This window comes from Rahnella sp. P4_A8, assembly GCF_056402435.1.
Genome location: NZ_JBFUHK010000303.1, coordinates 1 through 849, shown reverse-complemented (window position 1 = coordinate 849; position 849 = coordinate 1). Strand labels below are relative to the sequence as shown.

Annotated in this window: 1 protein-coding gene; it reads left to right on the top strand. The window is 45.3% G+C overall.

What is annotated here, in order from left to right; genetic code table 11:
- Positions 1 to 284 precede the first annotated feature (284 nt).
- Positions 285 to 849: PEP/pyruvate-binding domain-containing protein (locus AC1DUO_RS25600; protein ID WP_477989512.1), on the top strand; the 565-nt coding region annotated here is incomplete at its 3' end.

Sequence of the window (849 nt, the reverse complement as noted above, 5' to 3'; positions counted from 1 at the left end):
GTTAGCATTAATTTAGTTTCGAAACTAAAGGCAACTTCTCCATGATTCATAAGGAATATTGTTGATTTCCATCGCGTGAGTAATTTTGCTGCTGTGGAATTTTCCTAAACAAAAATAGTTTGATTTGCTGGATCGATTCACCTGTCCATCTCTTATGGATCATTATGCTAATCTCAAAATGACAGCGTTGTTAAATGACAGAAAAAGCGTCGCTGACAATGACTAGACAACCGGTTTGCACGCCTACTGACTTTTACTGTAAATAAATAAGAAAGGATTGTTTCATGGCTCATCTCGATCCCGATTTACGCAATGTTATCTGGTACAACGAACTGGGTATGAAGGACGTTGATAAAGTCGGGGGCAAGAACGCATCCCTCGGGGAAATGATCACCAATTTGTCTGATCTGGGTGTTTCAGTTCCAAATGGTTTTGCAACGACTTCTCTGGCATTCAATGATTTTCTCGATCAGAGCGGTGTCAACCACCGTATTCATGAGTTGCTGGATAAAACGGATGTTGACGATATCGGGCAATTAACTCAGGCGGGCATGCAAATCCGCGAGTGGATCATTGAGACGCCATTCCAGCCTGAACTTGAGAAATCCATCCGCGAGGCCTATCAGCAGCTTTCCGACGGTGAGCCTGATGCGTCATTCGCTGTGCGTTCTTCCGCAACTGCCGAAGACATGCCGGACGCATCATTTGCCGGACAGCAGGAAACCTTCCTGAATGTTCAGGGATTTGATGCTGTACTGACCGCCGTGAAACATGTTTACGCTTCCTTATTTAATGACCGTGCCATTTCTTATCGTGTGCATCAGGGCTACGACCATCGTGGCGTGGCGC